This is a genomic window from Pseudomonas sp. JDS08PS003, assembly GCF_045013505.1.
In the GTDB taxonomy this organism is placed as follows: domain Bacteria; phylum Pseudomonadota; class Gammaproteobacteria; order Pseudomonadales; family Pseudomonadaceae; genus Aquipseudomonas; species Aquipseudomonas protegens_B.
The window spans coordinates 5,305,210-5,320,517 of sequence record NZ_CP120724.1; the positions used below are offsets into that span (position 1 = coordinate 5,305,210).

General features: G+C 61.5%; 12 protein-coding genes. 6 read left to right on the plus strand and 6 right to left on the minus strand.

The window, feature by feature from the left end; translation table 11 throughout:
- Positions 1-43 precede the first annotated feature (43 nt).
- Complete coding sequence (gene pap, locus P7C00_RS23340) at positions 44-1,567, minus strand: polyphosphate:AMP phosphotransferase (protein WP_402893675.1); 1,524 nt, start codon at positions 1,565-1,567, stop codon at positions 44-46.
- A 148-nt stretch (positions 1,568-1,715) separates the two neighbouring features.
- On the opposite strand from pap, the gene mnmC reads away from it, so the two are divergent.
- The 5 genes from mnmC (at position 1,716) to P7C00_RS23365 (ending at position 9,035) form a co-directional block, all read left to right on the plus strand.
- Positions 1,716-3,692 (plus strand): bifunctional tRNA (5-methylaminomethyl-2-thiouridine)(34)-methyltransferase MnmD/FAD-dependent 5-carboxymethylaminomethyl-2-thiouridine(34) oxidoreductase MnmC, encoded by a 1,977-nt coding sequence (gene mnmC, locus P7C00_RS23345; protein WP_404937464.1) that lies wholly within the window; start codon positions 1,716-1,718, stop codon positions 3,690-3,692.
- Positions 3,693-3,894: 202 nt separating this feature from the next.
- Positions 3,895-5,667 (plus strand): N-acetylglutaminylglutamine amidotransferase, encoded by a 1,773-nt coding sequence (locus P7C00_RS23350; RefSeq protein ID WP_404937465.1) that lies wholly within the window; start codon positions 3,895-3,897, stop codon positions 5,665-5,667.
- Between the two features lie 3 nt (positions 5,668-5,670).
- A complete protein-coding gene (ngg, locus tag P7C00_RS23355; protein ID WP_402893682.1) occupies positions 5,671-7,416 on the plus strand; it encodes an N-acetylglutaminylglutamine synthetase in 1,746 nt (581 codons plus the stop codon).
- A gap of 121 nt (positions 7,417-7,537) precedes the next feature.
- A complete protein-coding gene (locus tag P7C00_RS23360) occupies positions 7,538-8,722 on the plus strand; it encodes an osmoprotectant NAGGN system M42 family peptidase (protein ID WP_402893685.1) in 1,185 nt (394 codons plus the stop codon).
- Positions 8,723-8,807: 85 nt separating this feature from the next.
- Entirely contained in the window at positions 8,808-9,035 is a 228-nt protein-coding gene (locus P7C00_RS23365) for a YheU family protein (protein ID WP_025127101.1), read from the plus strand.
- Between the two features lie 35 nt (positions 9,036-9,070).
- Here P7C00_RS23365 and P7C00_RS23370 read toward each other — a convergent pair whose 3' ends face one another.
- Positions 9,071-9,403 carry a YnfA family protein gene (locus P7C00_RS23370; protein ID WP_102860827.1) on the minus strand — a complete coding sequence of 111 codons (333 nt, stop codon included), beginning with the start codon at positions 9,401-9,403 and terminating at the stop codon, positions 9,071-9,073.
- Between the two features lie 64 nt (positions 9,404-9,467).
- Entirely contained in the window at positions 9,468-10,283 is an 816-nt protein-coding gene (locus P7C00_RS23375; protein WP_185073759.1) for an SDR family oxidoreductase, read from the minus strand.
- A gap of 306 nt (positions 10,284-10,589) precedes the next feature.
- On the opposite strand from P7C00_RS23375, the gene P7C00_RS23380 reads away from it, so the two are divergent.
- The gene (locus P7C00_RS23380; protein WP_003226960.1) at positions 10,590-10,742 is read left to right on the plus strand and encodes a DUF3309 family protein; all 153 of its coding nucleotides are present in this window, start codon (positions 10,590-10,592) and stop codon (positions 10,740-10,742) included.
- A 61-nt stretch (positions 10,743-10,803) separates the two neighbouring features.
- Here the strand turns inward: P7C00_RS23380 and P7C00_RS23385 are convergent, their stop codons facing one another.
- The 3 genes from P7C00_RS23385 to P7C00_RS23395 form a co-directional block, all read right to left on the minus strand.
- The gene (locus P7C00_RS23385; protein WP_404937466.1) at positions 10,804-11,784 is read right to left on the minus strand and encodes a fimbrial protein; all 981 of its coding nucleotides are present in this window, start codon (positions 11,782-11,784) and stop codon (positions 10,804-10,806) included.
- A gap of 120 nt (positions 11,785-11,904) precedes the next feature.
- Positions 11,905-12,279, minus strand: coding sequence for a hypothetical protein (locus P7C00_RS23390; protein ID WP_404937467.1), 375 nt, complete (start codon positions 12,277-12,279; stop codon positions 11,905-11,907).
- Between the two features lie 338 nt (positions 12,280-12,617).
- The gene (locus tag P7C00_RS23395) at positions 12,618-15,119 is read right to left on the minus strand and encodes a fimbria/pilus outer membrane usher protein (RefSeq protein ID WP_404940076.1); all 2,502 of its coding nucleotides are present in this window, start codon (positions 15,117-15,119) and stop codon (positions 12,618-12,620) included.
- Positions 15,120-15,308 lie beyond the last annotated feature (189 nt).

The window sequence follows — 15,308 nt, forward strand, 5'->3', positions numbered from 1 at the left end:
CCACCGCGACAATCATTCACTGGGCGTATGCGCGACCATCGGTCTACTTCTTGTCCTTCTTCTGTTTCTTGTCGTGCTTGTCGGAACGCTCGAACGCGGCCTCAAGTGCCCGGTTGATGGTGCGCAGAACCTTGACCCGGGCCCAGCGTTTGTCGTTGGCCTCCACCAGCGTCCAGGGCGCCACTTCGGTGCTGGTGCGGTCCACCATGTCGCCGACGGCAGCGCGATAGTCACCCCACTTGTCGCGGTTGCGCCAATCGTCCTCGGTGATCTTGAAGCGCTTGAAGGGAATCGCCTCCCGTGCCTGGAAACGCTCCAGTTGTGTGTCCTTGTCGATGGCCAGCCAGAACTTCACCACGATCACCCGGGCATCGGCCAACTGCTCCTCGAAGTCGTTGATCTCGCTGTAGGCCCGCAGCCAGTCAGCGGGCTGACAGAAGCCCTCGACCCGCTCCACCAGCACCCGGCCGTACCAGGAACGGTCGAAGATGGTGAACTTGCCGCGCGCCGGAATATGCCGCCAGAAACGCCAGAGGTAGGGCTGCGCACGTTCGTCTTCAGTGGGCGCGGCAATCGGCACGATGCTGTACTGGCGCGGGTCCAACGCCGCCGCGACCCGGCGAATGGCGCCGCCCTTGCCGGCAGCGTCATTGCCTTCGAACACCGCCACCAGGGCGTGCTTGCGCATGCGCTTGTCCCGCAGCAAACCGGCCAGACGCGCCTGTTCGGTAATCAACTGTTCCTCGTAGTCGTCCTTGTCCAGGTGCTGGGTCATGTCCAGGCTGTCCAGCAGACTGAGCTGATCCACCGCGGTCGGTAACGGTGCGGCGTTGACCTGCACCGGCATCAACGGCTGACGGCTCAAGGCATTCTGCAGCCCTTCCAGAAGGATCCGGCCCACGGTCAGGCTGCGGTAGTGAGGATCGACGCCCTCGATCACATGCCAGGGCGCATAGTCTCGACTGGTGCGGCGCAAGACCCGCTCGCCGTACTTGACGAACTTGTCGTAGGTTTGCGACTGCTGCCAATCCAGCGGGCTGATGCGCCAGCTGTGCAGCGGGTCATCCTGCAAGGACTTGAGGCGGTCCTTCATCTGTTTCTTGGACAGGTGAAACCAGAACTTGAAGATCAGCGCGCCTTCATCGCAGAGCATCTTTTCCAGGCGTTCGGCGCCATTGATTGCCTGGTCCAGGCGCGGGTCCTTGATCTCGCCATGTACCCGGCCCTGGAGCATCTGGCTGTACCAGTTGCCGAAAAACACCCCCATGCGCCCCTTGGCCGGAAGCATCCGCCAGTAGCGCCAGGCCGGAGGCCGGGCCAGTTCTTCATCGGTCTGCTGGTCGAAGGTGCGCACCTCGATCAGACGCGGGTCCATCCATTCGTTGAGCAACTTGACCGTCTCGCCCTTGCCCGCGCCCTCGACGCCGTTGATCAGCACTATCACTGGAAACTTGGCCTTCTGGCGTAGCTCGAACTGGGCTTCGAGCAAGGCCTCACGCAGGGCCGGCACCTCGGCGTCGTAGGTTTCTTTGTCGATGGCGTGACCGATTTCAGCGGATTCGAACATGGGCGGCTTCCTTCCAAGAATTGTCCAAGACTAGCGGATGGACCTCGGCCAAGGAAAACAAATCCCTGAACCCGCCACGGCTTGCCGTGGATCAGGCACGGGGCCGGTGATCGGCTAGAATGGCCGCCTTGCGCCAAACGAGCCGAACATGACACCTGAACAGCCCCACGCCCAGCTCGACTGGGACGACCAAGGACGCCCGCGCTCGCGGGTCTTCGATGATGTGTACTTCTCCAGCGAATCGGGCCTGGATGAAACCCGTCATGTGTTCATCGAACAGAACCGCCTGCGGGAGCGCTTTGCCGCGTTGAAGCCCGGCGAGAGATTTGTCATCGGTGAAACCGGCTTCGGTACCGGGCTGAATTTTCTCTGCGCCTGGCAGTTGTTCCAGGAGCAGGCACCGGCCACTGCCCGGCTGCATTTCGTCAGCGTCGAAAAGTACCCCTTGAACCCTGCAGATCTGCAACGGGCCCTGGCCCTGTGGCCGGAACTGGCGAACCTGACACAGCAACTGCTCAAGCACTACATCGCCGTGCACCAGGGCTTCCAGCGCATCGCCCTGGAGGGCGGCCGGGTCATCCTGACCTTGCTGATCGGCGATGCCCTGGAGCAGCTGCCGCAACTGGACGCCCAGATCGATGCCTGGTTTCTCGACGGCTTCGCCCCGGCAAAGAACCCCGACATGTGGACCCCGGAGCTGTTCGCGGAACTGGCGCGCTTGGCCGCACCGGGCTCCACCATCAGTACCTTCACCAGCACCGGCTGGGTACGACGCCTGTTGAACGGGGCGGGCTTCAAGATGAAGCGCACTCCGGGCATCGGCCACAAGTGGGAAGTGCTGCGGGGCGAGTTCCTCGGCTGGCCCGAAGACACCCCACCGCCGGCCCGGGCCAAGCCCTGGTTCGCGCGCCCGGAGCCCCAGACCAGGACCGCCCTGGTGATCGGCGGCGGACTGGCCGGTTGCGCCAGCGCCGCCAGCCTCGCCGCCCGTGGCTGGCAGGTGCAACTACTGGAGCGCCACGACCAACTGGCCCAGGAAGCCTCGGGCAATCCACAAGGGGTGCTCTATCTCAAGCTCTCCGCCCACGGCACCGCGCTGTCGCAAATGATCCTCAGCGGTTTCGGCTACACCCGGCGCCAGCTGGAACACTTGCAACGTGGCCTGGACTGGGATGGCTGCGGGGTCTTGCAACTGGCCTTCAACCCCAAGGAAGCCGAGCGCCAGGCGCAGTTGGCCGCAGCCTTCCCCAGCGACTTGCTGCATGCGCTCGACCAGCCACATGCCCAGGCCCTGGCCGGCATCGGCCTGGACCACGGCGGCCTGTTCTATCCCGAAGGTGGCTGGGTGCATCCGCCCGCCCTGTGCCAGTGGCAGGCCAAGCATTCGCAGATCCAGGTCATGACTCACCAGGAAGTGCTGGAGTTGCGGCGGGTCGACCAGCAATGGCAAGCCTGGGACGGCGAACGAATGCTGGCCAGTGCGGCAGTGGTGATCCTCGCCGGTGCCGCCGAAATCAAACGCTTCCCGGCCAGCACCGAATTGCCCCTCAAGCGCATCCGCGGGCAGATCACCCGCCTGCCACAAACCGAGCACAGTCAGAGCCTGGCCACGGTGGTCTGCGCTGAAGGCTATGTGGCCCCACCGCGACAAGGGGAACATACCCTGGGGGCCAGCTTCGACTTCAAGAGCCAGGACCTGACGCCGACCACTGCCGAACATGCCGGTAACCTTGCGATGCTGCGAGAAATTTCCAGCGACCTGCTGCAACGCCTGAACGCCGAACAGTTGCCCCTGGACAGCCTGCAAGGCCGCGCGGCCTTCCGTTGTACCAGCCCGGACTACCTGCCCATCGTCGGTCCTCTGGCGGACCCGCAAGCGTTCGCCGAAACCTACGCCGCCCTGGGCAAGGACGCACGTCAGGTGCCGGACCTGCCCTGCCCCTGGCTCGACGGCCTGTACATCAACAGTGGCCATGGTTCTCGCGGCTTGATTACCGCGCCGTTGTCCGGCGAACTGCTGGCCGCCTGGCTGGAAAACGAGCCGCTGCCACTGCCCAGGAGCGTGGCCGAAGCCTGCCATCCAAACCGCTTCGCCCTGCGTCGCCTGATTCGCGGCAAGGCCTGATCCTCTGCGACGGCCTTCATTGTTGAAGGCCGTCGATGACCATTGAATAGCACTCAGAATCACCTCCCGCCCCCATTACCACCCGTCGACTTATAACCGATCGGTCTAAAACTCCCGAGTTATGCACAGGTCAGTTTCCAGGTAGCCGCCCTTTTGGCGACTGCGGATTGACTCTCCCCAACGGAAAAACCGGTAAGGACTTATGTGCGGATTAGCTGGCGAATTACGCTTTGATCATCAACCTGCCGACCTGGCAGCGGTTGAACGAATCACTCACCACCTGGCCCCCCGTGGCCCCGACGCCTGGGGCTTTCACAGCCAGGGCCCGATCGCCCTCGGCCATCGACGCTTGAAAATCATGGACCTGTCGGATGGCTCGGCGCAGCCCATGATCGACAACCAGCTGGGGCTGTCCCTGGCCTTCAACGGCGCCATCTACAACTTCCCCGAATTGCGCGCCGAGCTGGAAGCCCAGGGCTATGCCTTCCATTCCGGCGGCGACACCGAAGTGCTGCTCAAGGGCTATCACGCCTGGGGTGCCGACCTGCTGCCCAAGCTCAACGGCATGTTCGCCTTCGCTATCTGGGAGCGTGATGCCCAGCGCCTGTTCATCGCCCGCGACCGCCTCGGGGTCAAGCCTTTGTACCTGTCGCGCACCGGCCAGCGGCTGCGCTTCGCCTCGGCCCTGCCGGCCTTGCTCAAGGGCGGCGATATCAAACCGATCCTCGACCCGGTGGCACTCAATCACTACCTGAACTTCCACGCCGTGGTCCCGGCACCGCGCACCTTGCTGGCGGGCATTGAAAAGCTGCCGCCGGCCACCTGGATGCGTATCGAGGCAGACGGCCGTACCGAACAGCAGACCTGGTGGGCCCTGCCTTACGGCCCCCACGCCGACGAGTGCAACCTGACCCTGGAAGACTGGCGCGACCGGGTACTGGACAGCACCCGTGATGCCGTGGCCATTCGGCAACGGGCGGCGGTAGACGTCGGTGTGCTGCTCTCTGGCGGTGTCGATTCCAGCCTGCTGGTAGGCCTGCTGCGGGAGGTGGGGGTGGACGATCTCTCGACCTTCTCCATCGGTTTCCAGGATGCCGGCGGCGAACGGGGCGACGAGTTCCAGTACTCGGACCTGATTGCCAAACACTACGGCACCCGACATCACCAATTGCGCATCGACGAGCACGAAATCATCGAGCAACTGCCCGCGGCTTTCCGTGCCATGAGCGAGCCGATGGTCAGCCACGACTGCATCGCTTTCTATCTGCTGTCCCGGGAAGTGGCCAAACACTGCAAGGTGGTGCAAAGCGGCCAGGGTGCCGACGAACTGTTCGCCGGCTATCACTGGTACCCGCAAGTGGACGGCGCCAGCGATCCCTATAGGGCGTATCGCGATGCCTTCTTCGACCGCAGCTACGACGACTATGCCGCCACCGTGCAACCCCAGTGGCTGATCGAGCATGACGCCGCCGGCGACTTCGTCCGCGAGCATTTCGCCAAGCCCGGCGCCGATGCGCCTGTGGATAAGGCCTTGCGCCTGGACAGTACGGTGATGCTGGTAGATGACCCGGTCAAGCGTGTGGATAACATGACCATGGCCTGGGGCCTGGAGGCGCGCACCCCCTTCCTCGACTACCGCCTGGTGGAGTTGTCGGCCCGGGTCCCGGCACGCTTCAAGCTGCCGGACGGCGGCAAGCAGGTACTCAAGGAGGCCGCACGCCTGGTGATCCCCAGCGAAGTGATCGATCGCAAAAAAGGCTACTTCCCGGTGCCGGGTCTGAAACACTTGCAGGGCGACACCCTGAACTGGGTGCGTGAACTGCTGCTGGACCCGAGCCAGGATCGCGGCCTGTTCAGCCCGGCCATGCTCGATCGCCTGCTGACCGATCCCCAGGGCCAGTTGACACCCCTGCGCGGCTCCAAGCTGTGGCAGTTGGCGGCCTTGAACCTGTGGCTCAGCGAACAAGGAATCTGACCGATGAAAGCTCACGCCACGGCTTACAGCCAACGTCTGCTGCGCGGTCAGGCGCCGTCCTATGAACGGCTGCAGGCACGCTTTGCCGAAGACGGCAGCGAACCCGGCGATGAACCCATCGCCGTGCATTGCGGCTGGGGCCGACTGCTGATCGGCCATACCTTTCCCAACCCCACCCGCCTTGCCGAGGAGTTGCTCAACGAGCGTCCCGGCGAGCGCGACATCGCCTTGTATGTGGCGGCGCCGCAACAGGTGCTCGGGCTGGAACCGGCGCAACTGTTCCTTGACCCTTCCGACACCCTGCGTCTGTGGTTCAGCGACTACCGCCAGGCCACCCGGGTGTTTCGCGGCTTCCGTATCCGCCGGGCCCAGAGCGAATCCGACTGGCAGGCCATCAATCAGCTGTATCAGGCACGCGCCATGCTGCCCATCGATCCGAAGCTGCTGACTCCGCGCCATCAGGGCGGTCCGGTGTACTGGCTGGCCGAGGACGAAGACAGCGGCGCGGTGATCGGTAGCGTCATGGGCCTGAACCACCACAAGGCCTACCAGGACCCGGAGCACGGCAGCAGCCTCTGGTGCCTGGCGGTGGACCCCGATTGCAGCCGCCCGGGGGTGGGTGAAGTGCTGGTGCGGCACCTGATCGAACACTTCATGAGCCGCGGCCTGAGCTACCTCGACCTGTCGGTGCTGCACGACAATCGCCAGGCCAAGAACCTCTACGCCAAGCTGGGTTTTCGCACCCTGTCGACCTTCGCCATCAAGCGCAAGAACGGCATCAACCAGCCGCTGTTTCTCGGCCCCGGCCCCCAGGCAGACTTCAACCCCTATGCCCGGATCATCGTCGAGGAGGCCCATCGCCGTGGTATCGACGTGCAAGTGGACGACGCCGACGCCGGACTGTTCACCCTCAGCCACGGCGGCCGCCGGGTGCGTTGCCGGGAATCGCTGAGCGACCTGACCAGTGCCATCAGCATGAGCCTGTGCCAGGACAAGAGCCTGACTCACAAGGTGCTCAAGGGTGCCGGTCTGAACCTGCCCGCCCAGCAATTGGCGGGCAACGCCGACGACAACCTGGAGTTTCTCGACGAGCACCAGCGGGTGGTGGTCAAACCGTTGGATGGCGAGCAGGGACAAGGCGTGGCCGTGGACCTGAGCACCATCGAAGAGGTGCAGCAAGCCATAGACAACGCCCGCCGCTTTGACAGCCGAGTGCTGCTGGAAAGCTTCCACGAAGGCCTGGACCTGCGCATCCTGGTGATCGGCTTTGAAGTGGTGGCCGCAGCCATCCGTCGTCCCGCCGAGATCATCGGCGACGGTCGGCATTCCATTGGCGCCTTGATCGAGGCCCGCAGCCGCCGACGCCAGGCGGCCACTGGCGGGGAAAGCAAGATCCCCCTGGACCAGGAAACCCAGCGCACCCTGCATGCCGCTGGTTACGACTACAACAGCGTGCTGCCGGCCGGCGAGCGGCTGTTCGTCCGGCGCACTGCCAACCTGCACACCGGCGGCACCCTGGAAGACGTCACCGGCATCCTCCACCCAACCCTGGCCGACGCCGCCATCCGCGCGGCCCGCGCCCTGGACATTCCGGTGGTCGGCCTGGACCTGATGGTGCCGGCAGCAGACCAGCCGGAATACGTGTTCATCGAAGCCAACGAGCGCGCCGGGCTGGCCAACCATGAACCCCAACCCACGGCCGAACGTTTCATCGACTTGCTGTTTCCCCACAGCCAACCCGCGCCCTGATCCTTCGCCGGCCAGCCGGCTCCTACCTTCTTGTAGGAGCTGGCTGGCCAGCGAAAGCCCTCTTCAGGCCCCTTACTCCCTCATCGAAACCATCGATGGCCTTTTCTCATCAGGAGTTTCCATGACCCGTCAGATTCCCGAACCGGACCTCGCCTACCTGCAGAAAGTCCTCCTGGAAATGCTCGCCATTCCCAGCCCCACCGGTTTTACCGACACCATTGTGCGCTACGTCGCCGAACGCCTGGAAGAGCTGGGCATCCCCTTCGAAATGACCCGGCGCGGCACCATCCGCGCCACCCTCAAGGGCCAGAAGAACAGCCCCGACCGGGCTGTCTCGGCGCACCTGGACACCATCGGCGCCAGCGTCCGTGCGGTGAAAGATAATGGCCGCCTGATCCTGGCACCCGTGGGCTGCTGGTCCAGCCGCTTTGCCGAGGGCAGCCGGGTCAGCCTGTTCACCGACAACGGCGTACTGCGTGGTAGCGTGCTGCCGTTGATGGCTTCCGGGCACGCCTTCAACACCGCGGTGGACGAGTTGCCTATCAGTTGGGACCACATCGAACTGCGCCTGGACGCCTACTGCACCACCCGCGCCGATTGCGAATCCTTAGGCATAGGCGTGGGTGACTTTGTCGCCTTCGACCCGTTGCCGGAGTTCACCGAAAGCGGCCACATCAGCGCCCGGCACCTGGATGACAAGGCCGGTGTCGCCGCCCTGCTGGCAGCGCTCAAGGCCATCGTCGACAGCGGCGAGGCGCTGATGATCGACTGCCACCCGCTGTTCACCATCACTGAGGAAACCGGCAGTGGTGCGGCGGCAGCCCTGCCTTGGGATGTCAGTGAGTTCGTCGGCATCGACATTGCTCCGGTCGCTCCAGGCCAGCACTCCAGCGAGCACGCAGTGAGCGTGGCGATGCAGGACTCCGGCGGCCCTTACGACTATCACCTGTCCCGCCACCTGCTGCGTCTGGCCGCCGAGCACGAACTGCCGGTGCGCCGCGACCTGTTCCGCTACTACTTCAGCGATGCCCATTCGGCAGTCACTGCCGGCCATGACATCCGCACCGCGCTGCTGGCCTTCGGTTGCGATGCTACCCACGGCTACGAACGAACCCACATCGATAGCCTGGCGGCACTCACTCGCTTGCTCAGTGCCTATATCCTCAGCCCGCCGGTATTCGCCAGCGATGCACAGCCGGCCCAGGGCTCCCTGGACCGCTTCAGTCATCAGCTGGAACACGACACACAGATGGAGAGCGACACTCGGGTGCCCTCGGTGGACAGCCTGGTGGGCAACAGGTCCTGAACCGCGATCAGGGGTTTGTGCGCGCTACAACTGGCGGCACGACCCCGGGCGCAGTAGCATCCGGGATTGTTTTTCGGAGGCCCCCATGCTGATTCCCCACGACCAACTTGAAGTCGACACCCTGACCCGTCTGATCGAAGACTTCGTCACCCGCGAGGGCACCGACAACGGCGATGAGACGCCTCTGGAAACCCGCGTGCTGCGGGTTCGTCAGGCCTTGAGCAAGGGCCAGGCAGTGATCGTTTTCGATCCGGACAGCGAGCAGTGCCAATTGATGCTCAAGCACGACGTGCCCAAGGAGTTGTTCGACTGAGGCCTGGACCGGCCCAAACCTTTGGGCCGGGATGCTCAACCATTGGAAAAGCGCGGGCCGAACAGAATCACACTGGCCCCGATCACGCATAGCAGCAGCCCCAGCCAGTCCGATCCCAGGGGCCGCACCCGCTCCACCACCGCCAGCCAGCCAATGGATGCCACGATGTAGATGCCTCCGTAGGCGGCATAGGCGCGCCCGGCATAAGTGGCTTCGACCTTGGTCAGCAACAGAGCGAACAGGGTCAGGCTGATCAGGGCGGGAATCACCCAGAGAGCACTCTTGCCCTGGCGCAACCACATCCAGAAGGCATAGCAGCCGGCGATTTCAAACAGCGCGGCGAGGAAGAACCACAGGTAGTTGAGCATGCAAGGTCTCGTCAGGATTGCCAGGTGCCGGCAACCCTAACGAGGCCGTGGTGGTGGGGCAAGCTTAGTTGGCGCCTTGTTTGGCCTTGGCGCGCATCTTGTCCGCCATCAGGGTCATTTCGTCGTACAGCGCCTGAGGGTTTTTCTGCTTCAGGGCCCAGGCCATGCGCCCCTGCTCGTGGGGCAGGATCATGAACTGGCCGGCGTTGACCTGAGTGTGGATGTAATCGGCAATCTCGGCGGCGGTAATGGGTGAGCTTTCCAGCAACTTGCCCACCTGGGCCTTCATCGCCGGGGTCGGGCCACGGAAGGAATCCAGCAGGTTGGTCTGGAAGAACGACGGGCAAACCACATGCACGCCGATTTCCTGTTGCGCCAGCTCCGCCAGCAGGCTCTCGGAAAGCGCCACCACGCCCGCCTTGGCCACGTTGTAGTTGCTCATGGCCGGCCCCTGCATCAAGGCGGCCATGGAGGCAATATTGATGATCTTGCCCTTGCTCTGCTCCAGCAACGGCAGGAAGGCCTTGCAGCCCTTGACCACCCCCATCAGATTGATCGCGATCTGCCAGTCCCAATCCTCCAGGGACAACTCACTGAAGAAACCGCCCGAAGCCACACCGGCGTTGTTGACGATGATGTCGATGCCGCCGAACTTGACCTCACAGGCCTGGGCAAAGGCCGTCAGCTGGCTGTAGTCACGCACATCACAACGCTGCACGAAGCCTTCGCCACCGGCTGCGCGTACCTGCTTCAGGGTTTCCTGCAGGCCCGCCTCGCTGACATCGGACAAGGCCAGCCGCCAGCCTTCACGGGCCCAGCGCAAAGCGATTTCGCGACCCAGGCCGGAGCCGGCGCCAGTGATCATCATGCGATTTTGCATAAGAGTTGCCTTGTTGTTCCGGGGAAGATGAGCCGCAGTGTAGCGAAGGCCCTGGCGCCACCCACGCACCATCAGGGTGCTGAATGCCCCAGGCAAACCAATGACTTGGTGAACACTACGGCGCCAGCAGCAGGCAACCTTGCCAGGTTTAAAGGAAATAACACTGGAAGCGGAAAACATTAAAAAAACTTGGAATTTTCTCGATAGGCGCGGAGTCGGATTTATTAAGCGGTTCGTTTTCTGCGTAAAACGAACTTGTCCTTGAACGACTCTGTTGTTCAACCGTACTCCAATAAGGAAACAGCCATGGGCACCATTCTGATCATCATTCTGATTCTGCTGCTGATTGGCGGCCTGCCAGTATTTCCGCACTCCAGAAGTTGGGGTTACGGACCTTCAGGGATTATTGGCGTGGTCCTGGTGGTGCTGTTGGTGTTGCTGCTGCTTGGCAGAATCTAAATAGCTGAATACAGCCACTAGAGTGAATACAGGCCGCTTTCACTAGCGCAACTGCAGCGGCCTATTCATAAATTAAAGTAACGACGGCATTGGCCTTGACATGCCCCCCCGTTACCAACGCATCGGTTTGCACGTAGCGAGCGGTCAGAGGAATGGCGACCCGCTCCTCGTCCTGATTGGTGGGTACCGCAGTGAGGTTGCTACGGACCCCGAGCGGCTGCGGGACGCTACTGCTGGTGTCGCCTTTAAACAACTGAATGCCAACACCCGTTGCCATCTCGGCGCCTGTGCCGTTGAGCAAAATGTCGGACTGCCTGTGTGGACTATCGATGAGATAAGCGACCTTTACGCCCTTGTCGCACTTGAGGTCAATCGAGAAGGCCTTGGCACCCGTAGCGCTGCCAATCTGGGTGAACGACTGCTGTCTGGCCGTGGGCAGCAAGATGTTGTCTACAGGCCTGTCGGGACGGCAGCCGATGTTTTTTTGCGTGAGGGTGAAGTTACTGAGATCGATCAGGTTACTTCTGAAATCGGAGTACCAGATCTCCATTTTCAGGTTTTTCGTGTTACCAGAGGTGATGGGGCCGGTTTTTATCAGCTCAAAGGTGAAACGGTGTGGAACATTAAACTTCTTGTTGAACTCGAAACCACGACTTAGCGACTCGATTCTTCTCCTGCCGATATAGGTCCCGTCTGGGGAATTGGCCTCCGGAGGGCTGAACCAAAACACCCGGACGCCGACACCAGGAATACCGGTTGAAAATACGTTGTTACCGGTATCCACCCCCACACCCATCAACTCCATGCTCATGTTGAAACTCGAGATGGATCCACATGTGACAACGAAGCTGCCCCCTTTGATCTCATCCTTGAAAATAGTGGTGCCTATAGGGGCATCACGGGGTATCGAGCGCTCCAAGAGCCTGTAAGGGGTTTCCTGAGCTGTTCCACTGCAGATTGCCGCCCAAGCTGTACATTGCCATAGCGAACAAGCGCTCAGCAGCGCAGCCGGCAATACCGCTGCTCGTCTCAACCGAGTCATAAACTGCCTCTCTGCCCCATATTTGCACACAGGGTAATCAGGGTTATAGGTGGCGCCATGACACAACGCCGGGGTTGACCAACTAATCACGCTTATCTGAAAACTCACCGTCACGATGACCTAGGGTTCTGCTATCGTCCCCACCGAAACGGTTATTGCCTTAGCGCTCCCCTGTAAAGGCACCTGTCTCTGCACGCCTGTCTGTTTGAGTTGCTGATCCGACACCTGACAAGCCAACTTCAACTGCTGGTAGTAGTCCTCTTTGCTGAAGACTCCAGCATCAATGCCGTAGGGTGCGATACAACTACAGTGGTTCTCAGCTTCACGTATTTCCTTTGTATAGATCTCCGTATCAACCGGTACATCCCAGGGGATCGTTTGGCTGATATCGCTGATTTCGGTCTTGCCCATTCCGGGAGTCGGCTCACTGCAGATAGCCGCCCAGACTGGACTGGCCATTAGCAACAAACTCAGCGGCAACAGCGCTCTTTTCATCCGAACATCTCTACTAATCAGAATAAAAAGCTTCAAGGAGCACACGAAGACTCCGCGGGCCGAGGACCGTGCCCGGGCGAGTGAACTCGGCCCGCTTGACCGTCGGCAATGGAATGGTGTCAATCGGCTTGTCCACTTTGCAGCCACTATTCATCGCGGTGTAGCCCATGCTCGGGAACACAATCTGGTTACTTAAATGGTTGTGGTAATAAATCGCGACCCGGTTCCTCCCTTACACGTTCCTGCCCAAGCCATTGCGTAAAACGATAACAACCCAATGCCCAAAACACTCTGGCACAAGGCTTTCCAAGGCCTGCATAGAATGCGCTGAGCCATGATCATCCTCCCGCCTGGCTTGTGCTCAAGAGCTTGCAAGGTAGTTTCAGTAATTCGTAGTACTCGTCCTTGGCCGATTTATCGGTGCTTATGTTGTAAGGCGCCAGACACTGCTGATCCGCCCCGCTCCCCCACTTGATCAACAGCTGTCCACTCCCCTCCAACCCTCGGAGAAAGGTCCGTCCACTCTGTCCAACTTGAGTCAGGGAGGCTCCCGCGGCATCGAGCACCTGCGCACCCATGGGGATAGGCTCGCCGTCGTCACGTACCAGCTTGATCAGGGTTGGCCGCCCCACCAGCGTCGGATAACGCAGCATGACCACGGCTCCCGCCCGGGGGGCCACTTGTTGCGAGGTCATTTCAAGCTCCACATCCCGTGAAGTGCCCTTGGGGTCCAGTGCCACTTCGTTGCGGCGATAAGGCGTCAGGCCGGCGACCACCGCGTAGCCGTTATCGGCGACTCGCGCATTGGTGCTGCTGAGCACCTGAGCGCCCTCGGCGCCGGTCGCTTCGAGCACCGCGATGGTTTCGCCCTGGTTCGCAGTGGCGTTCACCCCGCCTGGATGCGCCACTAACGTGCCCTGCATGCCGAGGTTGGCCTGACGATAGTTTTCCCCGCGGCTGGCCCCGAGGTTATAGCTGGCATGGGCAGTGTCATAACGCAGGTTGCCACCGTAGTTGTTGCTGCTCTGCCCCTCGTAGCTATCACGGGAGCCATACAGGCTGTAGCCAAGCTCGCCCTGGTCACCGGCACTGCCGCTCAGGGAGTTGTTGATGCCGTAGTTGCGATTACCGTCGTAGCGGATCGACGAACTCAGGTAAGGCGAGTACCGGGTGCGTCCCAGAGGCACGCTGAAGCTCAACAGGTATTGATTGTCCATGCGCCCGCTGCCACTGCGGGTACGACTGGCGCTGAGGTTGAAGCTGCCCCAGTTGAAACCGTTGGAGTAGCCCACCTGATAGGTGATGTCGCTGCCCTGATCACGGTTCCAGTAGTTCTGTGCCATACCGGAAAAAGCGAGGTAACCAAGACGCTCGCCCAGGGGTTGGTTGAGGTTCAATTGCACCCGGCTGCGTTGCTTGAACAGGTGGCTGGGTGTCTCGGTGCTGCGCAGGCGGGCAAACTCACCGAAGTTCAGATAGCCCTCGCTGGAAAACCGGTAGGCCGCCACGCTGAAGTTGGTGGACGTAGCTTCAATGAGCTTGTTGTAAGTCAACCGCAGGCTTTGCCCGCTCATCTGCGCCTGAGTGTCAGGCAGCGAATCGTTCAAGCCCGATGCCTGGGAATGAGTCACGTCAGCGGCCACAGCTCCCAGCGCAGTGCTCAAGGCGACTCCTCCCAACAAGGCTCGATAATCCTGCGCGACAATCCCGCCGCCATAGCCTGTCAGCAGGTTGGACAGGCCGCGCTGATAGCTGCCCTGAAGGAAGGTGGGAGGCGTGTCGAGACTCTGATCGCGATAGCGCCCGGCACTGAGGCTGAAACGCGAACTGTCGGGGCGCAGCAACTGCGCCACTGACGCGTAAGGCACGATAAAGTTCTTGGTCCGCCCATCGGCCTCGGTAATGGTGACGTTGAGGTCACCGGCATAACCGGAGTTGTACAGGTCGTCGATCGCAAATGGGCCAGGGGGCACCGTGGTTTCGTAGAGCAGGCTTTCACCCTGACGCACACTGACCTTTGCCGTAGTATCTGCAACGCCCCGCACCACAGGGGCAAAACCGCGCATGGAGTCGGGCAGCATTCGCTCATCACTGCTCAACTGCAATCCGGTGTAGGGCATGCTGTCGAAGAAGTTGCCAGGGGTGTAGAACTCCCCCAGGGTCAACTGCGCCTGGAGTGCCGTCATGTCCCGCTGTACATAGCTGCTCAGCGCGCTGTAATGACTGCGCCGGCCGCTGGCGGATGAATCGTTGTAGGTGTAGGAACCGTTGTGCCGCAAGCGCCAATCCCCCAGATTGACTCCTCCATTGAGGCTGCTATAGAACTGGCGACTGATCTGCCCACTGGAACGGTTGTCGTTCAAATTGCTGCTGTAACCGAGAAAAGCGGCATTGACCCCTGAGTCCCAGTCCTTGGGTGATACATAACCACGCTTGGTCTGGCTCAAGTACAGCTGGGAAATGGACAGATCGACCCGCAACTCCGACATATCCACATCGAAACGGCTATGGGCCGGCAGATCATCAGGACCCAGACATTCAGAGGAGAGGGCACGCGCCGCTTGCTCCACGGGCAGCCTGGCAAAGTCCATCCCCAACTGTTCCAGTACGCCTGGCGGCAGACAGGGCTGTACCTTCAAACCGTCAGTGGAGGTCCTGAACAGGATCTCCTGACGCCCCACCCAGTTCTGGTTCAGGTAAAGGTCAAGCCGGTAAGTGCCCGGTGTCAGGGGGTTGCCGCGCTCAAACTGCGACAGGTCCACAGACTGTCCCCGACTGTTATCAAAGAACGCAGGGTTGAACTGGATCAGTTCCTCTGCCTCACTGATTGCACTCAGCATTCCCGACAACAGCGTCGCACCTCCAAAAATGACTTCCGCGCGCAGAGCAAAACGGCCGCACCTCGTGCGCAGGAGGCGGCTAAGCGATAAGAATGGGGGGGGAGACAAAGCGCTCATTACACCTTTCCAGACGTTAAGCACCATGCGCCAGTGCTGACGAAATCACGGCTGTCGTAGTAGCGCGAAGGA

Bases quoted from the DNA above. Each gene is read 5' to 3' on its own strand.
- pap (WP_402893675.1), bottom strand. From the start codon at position 1,567: ATGTTCGAATCCGCTGAAATCGGTCACGCCATCGACAAAGAAACCTAC.
- mnmC (WP_404937464.1), top strand. From the start codon at position 1,716: ATGACACCTGAACAGCCCCACGCCCAGCTCGACTGGGACGACCAAGGA.
- P7C00_RS23350 (WP_404937465.1), top strand. From the start codon at position 3,895: ATGTGCGGATTAGCTGGCGAATTACGCTTTGATCATCAACCTGCCGAC.
- ngg (WP_402893682.1), top strand. From the start codon at position 5,671: ATGAAAGCTCACGCCACGGCTTACAGCCAACGTCTGCTGCGCGGTCAG.
- P7C00_RS23360 (WP_402893685.1), top strand. From the start codon at position 7,538: ATGACCCGTCAGATTCCCGAACCGGACCTCGCCTACCTGCAGAAAGTC.
- P7C00_RS23365 (WP_025127101.1), top strand. From the start codon at position 8,808: ATGCTGATTCCCCACGACCAACTTGAAGTCGACACCCTGACCCGTCTG.
- P7C00_RS23370 (WP_102860827.1), bottom strand. From the start codon at position 9,403: ATGCTCAACTACCTGTGGTTCTTCCTCGCCGCGCTGTTTGAAATCGCC.
- P7C00_RS23375 (WP_185073759.1), bottom strand. From the start codon at position 10,283: ATGCAAAATCGCATGATGATCACTGGCGCCGGCTCCGGCCTGGGTCGC.
- P7C00_RS23380 (WP_003226960.1), top strand. From the start codon at position 10,590: ATGGGCACCATTCTGATCATCATTCTGATTCTGCTGCTGATTGGCGGC.
- P7C00_RS23385 (WP_404937466.1), bottom strand. From the start codon at position 11,784: ATGACTCGGTTGAGACGAGCAGCGGTATTGCCGGCTGCGCTGCTGAGC.
- P7C00_RS23390 (WP_404937467.1), bottom strand. From the start codon at position 12,279: ATGAAAAGAGCGCTGTTGCCGCTGAGTTTGTTGCTAATGGCCAGTCCA.
- P7C00_RS23395 (WP_404940076.1), bottom strand. From the start codon at position 15,119: ATGCTGAGTGCAATCAGTGAGGCAGAGGAACTGATCCAGTTCAACCCT.